The organism is Streptomyces sp. ISL-94 (assembly GCF_018614075.1).
In the GTDB taxonomy this organism is placed as follows: Bacteria; Actinomycetota; Actinomycetes; order Streptomycetales; family Streptomycetaceae; genus Streptomyces.
Genome location: NZ_JAGGOZ010000122.1, coordinates 48,425 through 55,633, shown reverse-complemented (window position 1 = coordinate 55,633; position 7,209 = coordinate 48,425). Strand labels below are relative to the sequence as shown.

At 74.0% G+C, this 7,209-nt stretch carries 5 protein-coding genes; 4 read left to right on the top strand and 1 reads right to left on the bottom strand.

Going from position 1 to position 7,209, the window contains the following annotated elements:
* Window positions 1-12: 12 nt before the first annotated feature.
* Window positions 13-1,356: a diaminopimelate decarboxylase gene (locus tag J7E94_RS31570; RefSeq protein ID WP_215020240.1), complete on the bottom strand. Its 1,344-nt coding sequence runs from the start codon at window positions 1,354-1,356 to the stop codon at window positions 13-15.
* 105 nt (window positions 1,357-1,461) lie between these two features.
* Between J7E94_RS31570 and hutU the strand changes: the two genes are divergently transcribed.
* From hutU to hutI, 4 genes are all read left to right on the top strand, one after another.
* Window positions 1,462-3,147 carry a urocanate hydratase gene (gene hutU, locus J7E94_RS31565; RefSeq protein ID WP_215020239.1) on the top strand — a complete coding sequence of 562 codons (1,686 nt, stop codon included), beginning with the start codon at window positions 1,462-1,464 and terminating at the stop codon, window positions 3,145-3,147.
* A gap of 11 nt (window positions 3,148-3,158) precedes the next feature.
* Complete coding sequence (locus tag J7E94_RS31560) at window positions 3,159-4,349, top strand: allantoate amidohydrolase (RefSeq protein WP_215020249.1); 1,191 nt, start codon at window positions 3,159-3,161, stop codon at window positions 4,347-4,349.
* Window positions 4,349-5,689: a formimidoylglutamate deiminase gene (locus J7E94_RS31555; protein WP_215020250.1), complete on the top strand. Its 1,341-nt coding sequence runs from the start codon at window positions 4,349-4,351 to the stop codon at window positions 5,687-5,689. Before J7E94_RS31560 ends, J7E94_RS31555 begins: the two co-directional genes overlap by 1 nt.
* Window positions 5,690-5,961: 272 nt before the next feature.
* A complete protein-coding gene (hutI, locus tag J7E94_RS31550) occupies window positions 5,962-7,143 on the top strand; it encodes an imidazolonepropionase (RefSeq protein ID WP_215020238.1) in 1,182 nt (393 codons plus the stop codon).
* Window positions 7,144-7,209: the final 66 nt, after the last annotated feature.

Below are 7,209 nucleotides of genomic sequence, written 5' to 3'. Positions count from 1 at the left end.
GCCCCGCCCTCCTCACAGCAGCGCGTCCCCCCGTCCCCCGCCCCCCTCCGCCACGATCTCCCGCAAGGTCTGGGCCGGGCGGGCCTCCGTGAAGCGGGTGGCGCCGGCGGGGGACTGGGTGAAGCCGTGGACGGCCGGGCGCGGGAGGCTGTTGTAGCCGTAGTGGGCGGTGAAGAAGTACGCGCCCGTGTCCGGGATGGCGATCACGTCGCCGGGGGCGAGGAGCGGCAGCTCCCGTGCCGTGGCCAGGAGGTCGCCCGCGAAGCAGGCCGGGCCCGCGATGTCCTGGGCGACCGGCGGGCCGGTGCGCGGGGTGCCCTTGGCGTCGTACGGGAGGATGCGCACCGGCCATGCCGCCGGGGCGTACACCGTGCGCGTGGCCAGCTGGACGCCGGCGTGGGTGACGGCGATCGGGCGGCCCCCGGCGGACTTGGTGTACTCCACCCTCGCCAGCACCAGCCCGTGCTTGGCCAGCAGGGACCGCCCGAACTCCGTGACCAGGCCGTACGAGCCGTCGAAGAGGGCGGGTACCGCCTCGCGCAGGGCGGCCACGTAGTCCGCGTAGGTCGGGGTCTGTTCGTCCGAGGTGAAGTTCACCGGCAGGCCGCCGCCGATGTCGAGGGTGTCGACCTGGCGGCGCCCGGCCGCCGCGTTGATCTCCTCGGCCAGCGCGTGCAGTTCCCGTACGCCCTCCGCGATCAGCGCCAGCGGCACCCCCTGCGAGCCCGAGTGGGTGTGCAGCCGGGTCAGCCACGGCCGCTCCGCGTACGCCCGTACGAGCCATGCGCGCGCCTCCGGATCCCGTAGCGGCACCCCGAACTTCGACGTCGCCGTGGCGGTGGACAGCGCGCTGATGGTGCCCGCGCCGGTCTGCGGGTTGATCCGCACCCCGATCGGCGAGGCGGTGGTGGCGGCGGACGCGACGAGGGCGTCCAGGCGCTCCAGCTCCTGCCGGTTGTCGGCGTTGACGGCGATGCCCAGCGCCAGCGCCTCGCGCAGCTCGGCCACCGTCTTGGCGGGGGAGTCCAGGACGGTCCGCCCGGCCGGCAGCCCCGCCGCCCGGGCCAGCGCCAGCTCGCCCGGGCTGGCCACCTCGCAGCCGAGCCCGGTGTCGGCGAGCAGCCGCAGGACCGGGACGAGCGGGGCGGCCTTGACGGCGAAGGCGTGCAGGACGGGGGTGCCGGCAGGCAGCGCGGCGGCGAAAGCGCCGGTCAGGGCGGCGGCGGAAGCCCGGATCCCGGCCACGTCCAGGAGGCAGGCGACGGGATCGGAGTCCAGCAGGCCCTGCTCGACCGCGGCCCGCACGGCCAGGTCGCGGCGCTCGGCGGCGCCTTCCGTGTGCGTCTCGGCAGCCATGTCCCTCAGCCAATCATCCGGCGGGTCGGCCCGCAGCTGTTGACTGAATCTATTCAGGCAGCCAGGATGTGAATGGATTAACCAACATCGGAGGAGGCACCCGCCATGTCAGGACCCCGCCCCGTACGTGCCGCGCGAGGCACCGAGCTCAGCACCCTGGGATGGCAGCAGGAGGCCGCGCTGCGGATGCTCCAGAACAACCTCGACCCCGAGGTCGCCGAGCACCCCGACAAGCTCGTCGTCTACGGCGGCACCGGCAAGGCCGCCCGCGACTGGCGCTCGTACGACGCGATGGTCCGCACCCTCCAGACCCTCAAGCAGGACGAGACGATGCTCGTCCAGTCCGGCCGTCCGGTCGGCGTGATGCAGACCCACGAGTGGGCGCCGCGCGTCCTGCTCGCGAACTCCAACCTCGTCGGCGACTGGGCCAACTGGGAGGAGTTCCGCCGCCTGGAGCAGCTGGGCCTGACCATGTACGGCCAGATGACGGCCGGTTCCTGGATCTACATCGGCACCCAGGGCATCCTCCAGGGCACCTACGAGACCTTCGCCGCCGTCGCCGCCAAGCTGCATTCAACCGGTAAAGGAGGGGTCGACGGGACCCTCGCGGGCACCATCACCCTCACCGCCGGCCTCGGCGGCATGGGCGGCGCCCAGCCGCTCGCCGTGACGATGAACGACGGCGTCGCGATCTGCATCGACGTCGACCCGCGCGCCATCGAGCGCCGCATCGAGCACCGCTACCTGGACGTCAAGGCCGACAACCTCCGCCACGCCCTCCAGCTGGCCGTCGAGGCCCGCGACGCCCGCAAGCCGCTCTCCATCGGCCTGCTCGGCAACGCCGCCGAGCTGCTCCCGCAGATGCTGGCCGAGGGCGCGCCGATCGACATCGTCACGGACCAGACGAGCGCCCACGACCCGCTCGCCTACCTCCCCGTCGGCGTCGACTTCGACGACATGGCCGCCTACGCCGCCAAGGACCCGGCCGGCTTCACCACCCGCGCCCGCGAGTCGATGGCCACGCACGTCGAGGCCATGGTCGGCTTCATGGACGCGGGAGCCGAGGTCTTCGACTACGGCAACTCCATCCGCGGCGAGGCCCAGCTGGCCGGCTACGACCGCGCCTTCGCCTTCCCCGGCTTCGTCCCCGCCTACATCCGCCCCCTCTTCTGCGAGGGCAAGGGCCCCTTCCGCTGGGCGGCCCTGTCCGGCGAGGCCTCGGACATCCACAAGACCGACAAGGCGATGCTGGAGCTCTTCCCCGAGAACGAGTCCCTGCACCGGTGGATCAAGATGGCCGGCGAGCGCGTCCACTTCCAGGGCCTGCCCGCCCGCATCTGCTGGCTCGGCTATGGCGAGCGCGACAAGGCCGGCGAGCGCTTCAACGAGATGGTGGCCGACGGCACGCTCGCCGCCCCGCTGGTCATCGGCCGCGACCACCTCGACTGCGGCTCGGTGGCCTCCCCGTACCGCGAGACCGAGGCCATGCTCGACGGCTCCGACGCCATCGCCGACTGGCCGCTGCTCAACGCCATGGTCAACGTCGCCTCCGGCGCCTCCTGGGTCTCCCTGCACCACGGCGGCGGCGTCGGCATGGGCCGCTCCATCCACGCCGGCCAGGTCACCGTCGCCGACGGCACCCCGCTCGCGGGCGAGAAGATCCGCCGCGTCCTGACCAACGACCCGGGCATGGGCGTCATCCGCCACGTCGACGCCGGCTACGACATCGCCGAGACGGTCGCCGACGAGCGCGGCGTCCGCATCCCGATGCGCGAAGGCGACGACGCGTGACGTTCCACGAGATGTGGGCCGAGCTCGCGCCCATCGGCCGGCACGCGGAGTCCGGCGGCTACCGCCGCTTCGCGTGGACCGGCGCCGACGCCGACTGCCGGACCTGGTTCCAGGCGCAGGCAGAGGCGCGCGGGCTGACGTACGAGACCGACCGCAACGGCAACCAGTGGGCCTGGCTCGGCGACCCCCTCGCGGGGGACGCCGTGGTCACCGGCTCGCACCTGGACTCCGTCCCCGACGGCGGGGCCTTCGACGGCCCCCTCGGGGTGGTGTCCTCCTTCGCGGCCCTGGACGAACTCCGCAGGAGGGACGCGGAGTTCGCCAGGCCCCTGGCCATCACCAACTTCGGTGACGAGGAAGGGGCCCGCTTCGGGCTCGCCTGCGTCGGCTCCCGGCTCGCCGCCGGGCAGCTGACCAAGGAGAAGGCGTACGAGCTCCGCGACGCGGACGGCATCAGCCTGCCCCGGGCGATGGAGGCCGCCGGTTACGACCCCGAAGCCATCGGGGCCGACCGCGAACGCCTCGGCCGCATCGGCGCGTTCGTCGAGCTCCACGTGGAACAGGGCCGGGCCCTGGACCTGTCCGGCGACCGCGTCGGCATCGCCTCCGCGATCTGGCCGCACGGCCGCTGGCGGTTCGACTTCCGCGGCGAGGCCAACCACGCCGGCACCACCCGCCTCGTGGACCGCCGCGACCCGATGCTCACGTACGCGGCGACCGTGCTGGCCGCCCGCCAGGAGGCGGCCCTCTCCGGGGCCGTCGCCACCTTCGGGAAGATCGCGGTGGAGCCCAACGGGGTCAACGCCATCCCCTCCCTCGTACGCGGCTGGCTCGACTCCCGCGCCGCCGACCAGGTCACCCTCGACACGGTCGTCACCGCCATCGAGAAGGCCGCCCGCGAGCACGCCGACCGGGACGGCATCGACCTGGACGTCATACGGGAGTCCTTCACCCCGGTCGTCGAGTTCGAGCACGCCCTGCGCGACGAGCTCAACCGGATCCTGGGCGGGGCCGTCCCCGTCCTCGGCACCGGGGCGGGACACGACGCCGGAATCCTCTCCGCGGCCGTGCCGACCGCGATGCTGTTCGTACGGAACCCGACCGGCGTCTCCCACTCCCCGCGGGAGTTCGCCGCCGAGGACGACTGCGTGGCCGGCGTCCTCGCCCTCGCCGACGTACTGGAAGGTCTCGCGTGTCGCTGATCGCGCACAAGACGTACTGGCTGGAGCACGCCTGGCTCGGCACCCATGTCGAGCCGGGCGTCGCCCTGGAGGTGAACGGGGACGGCCGGATCGCCGCCCTGCGCACCGGCGTGGCCGTCCCGCCCTTCGGCACGGAGGTCCTGCGCGGGCTCACGCTGCCGGGCCTGGCCAACGCGCACTCCCACGCCTTCCACCGGGCGCTGCGGGGCACGGTCCAGGTGGGCTCCGGCACCTTCTGGACCTGGCGCGAGTTCATGTACACGGTCGCCCAGAACCTCACCCCGGACAGCTACTTCGCCCTCGCGCGCGCCGTGTACGCCGAGATGGCGCTGGCCGGCATCACCAACGTCGGAGAGTTCCACTACGTCCACCACGCCACCGGCGGCGCCGCGTACGCGGACCCGAACGCCATGGGCGAGGCGCTGATCGAGGCGGCCGCCGCGGCCGGCATCCGGATCACCCTCCTGGACACCGCCTACCTGTCGGCGGGCTTCGGGGAGGCCCCGCACCAGCACCAGCTGCGCTTCTCCGACGGCACCGCCGACGCGTGGGCGGAACGGGTGAGCGCCCTCAAGCCGCGCGGGCACGCGCTGATCGGCGCCGCGATCCACTCGGTCCGGGCGGTCCCGGCGGCGCAGCTGGCCACCGTCGCCCGCTGGGCCGAGGAGCGGCAGGCCCCCCTGCACGTCCACCTCTCGGAGCAGACCGCCGAGAACGACGCCTGCCAGGCCGCCCACGGCCGCACCCCGACCCAGCTCCTGGCCGACCACGGGGTGCTCGGCCCGCGCACCACCGGCGTCCACAACACGCACCTCGCGGATGCGGACATCGACCTCCTCGGCGGCGCCGCCACCGGCACCTGCATGTGCCCCACCACCGAACGCGACCTCGCCGACGGCATCGGCCCGGCGACCCGCCTCCAGCAGGCGGGCAGCCCCCTCTCGCTGGGCAGCGACAGCCATGCGGTGATCGACCTGCTGGAGGAGGCGCGGGCGATGGAGCTGAACGAGCGGCTGCGCAGCCGGACGCGGGGTCACTGGACGGCGAACGCGCTGCTGGCCGCCGCGACGGCCGACGGCCACGCCGCGCTCGGCCGGCCCGACGCGGGCCGCCTGGCGGCGGGCGCGCTCGCGGACTTCACCACGATCACGCTGGACTCCGTACGGACGGCGGGTCCGCTGCCGCGGCTGGGCGCCGAGACTGCGGTCTTCGCGGCCACGGCCTCGGACGTGCGCCACACGGTGGTGGCGGGCCGCCACATCGTCCGCGACGGCCACCACACCCTGGTCCCGGACGTCCCGTCCGCCCTGTCCGAGTCCATCGCGGCCCTGCGAGCCTGACGCCGCCTTTCCCCCACCCCGCCCCTTCCCGGCAGTACCGAATATGCGGCTCCGCCGCGTGGGGGCTCCGCCCCCGACCCCGTGCCTCAAACGCCGGCGGGGCTGATTCAGCCCGCCCGGCGTGTGAGGGCACCGGCGCGAAGCGCACGTACGGGGAAGGGCGGGGTGGGGGAAAGAACCTCGGCCGTCGGGCGCCCCGGCCCGGGCCTGGCGCTGGCCCCGCCGCCGTGGCGTCCCGCTCCCGCTCGGCCGCGACACCTGAGAGGAACCCCATGACCGGCACCACCACCGCCATCACCAACATCGGCAGCCTCGTCACCAACGACCCCGCCCTCGGCGAAGGCCCCCTCGGCCTCATCCGGGACGCCGCGGTCGTCATCGACGCCGACCGCATCGCCTGGGTCGGCCCCGCCGACAAGGCCCCCGCCGCCGACACCGCGTTCAACGCGCAGGGCCGCGCCCTGATCCCCGGCTTCGTCGACTCCCACTCCCACCTCGTCTTCGCCGGCGACCGCACCGCCGAGTTCAACGCCCGCATGTCCGGCCGCGCCTACTCCGCCGGCGGCATCCGCACCACCGTCGCCGCCACCCGCGCCGCCACCGACGCCGAGCTCGAAGCCAATCTGCTGCGCCACCTCCACGAGGCCCGCCGCCAGGGCACCACCACCTTCGAGACCAAGTCCGGCTACGGGCTCACCGTCGCCGACGAGGCCCGCGCCCTGCGCATCGCTGCCGCGCACACCGAGGAGGTCACCTACCTCGGCGCGCACATCGTCTCCCCCGACTACGCGGACGACCCGGCCGGCTACGTCGACCTCGTCACCGGCGAGATGCTGGCGGCCTGCGCCCCGTACGCCCGCTGGGTGGACGTCTTCTGCGAGAAGGGCGCCTTCGACGGCGACCAGGCCCGCGCGATCCTCACCGCGGGCGCCGCCGCCGGCCTGATCCCCCGGGTCCATGCCAACCAGCTGGGCCACGGCCCCGGCGTCCAGCTCGCCGTGGAGCTGGAGGCCGCCTCCGCCGACCACTGCACCCACCTCACCGATGCCGACGTGGACGCCCTCGCCCAGGCCGCCGGCACCACCGTCGCCACGCTGCTGCCCGGCGCCGAGTTCTCCACCCGCGCCCAGTGGCCCGACGCGCGCCGCCTGATCGACGCGGGCGTGACCGTCGCCCTGTCCACGGACTGCAATCCCGGCTCCTCCTACACGAGTTCCATGCCGTTCTGCATCGCGCTCGCCGTCCGGGACATGCGCATGACCCCCGACGAGGCCCTCTGGTCGGCCACCGCCGGCGGCGCCCGCGCCCTGCGCCGTGCCGACATCGGCTCCATCACCCCCGGATCGCGCGCCGATCTGGCCCTGCTGGACGCCCCCAGCCACGTCCACCTGGCCTACCGCCCGGGTGTCCCGCTCGTTTCCGCGGTGTGGCAGAAGGGCGTGCGCGCCCACTGACGAACGGTCAATCCCGGCCTGCCCTTTGTCTTCCCTCCGCAAGGCCCCGGGCGTACCTTGAGCCAC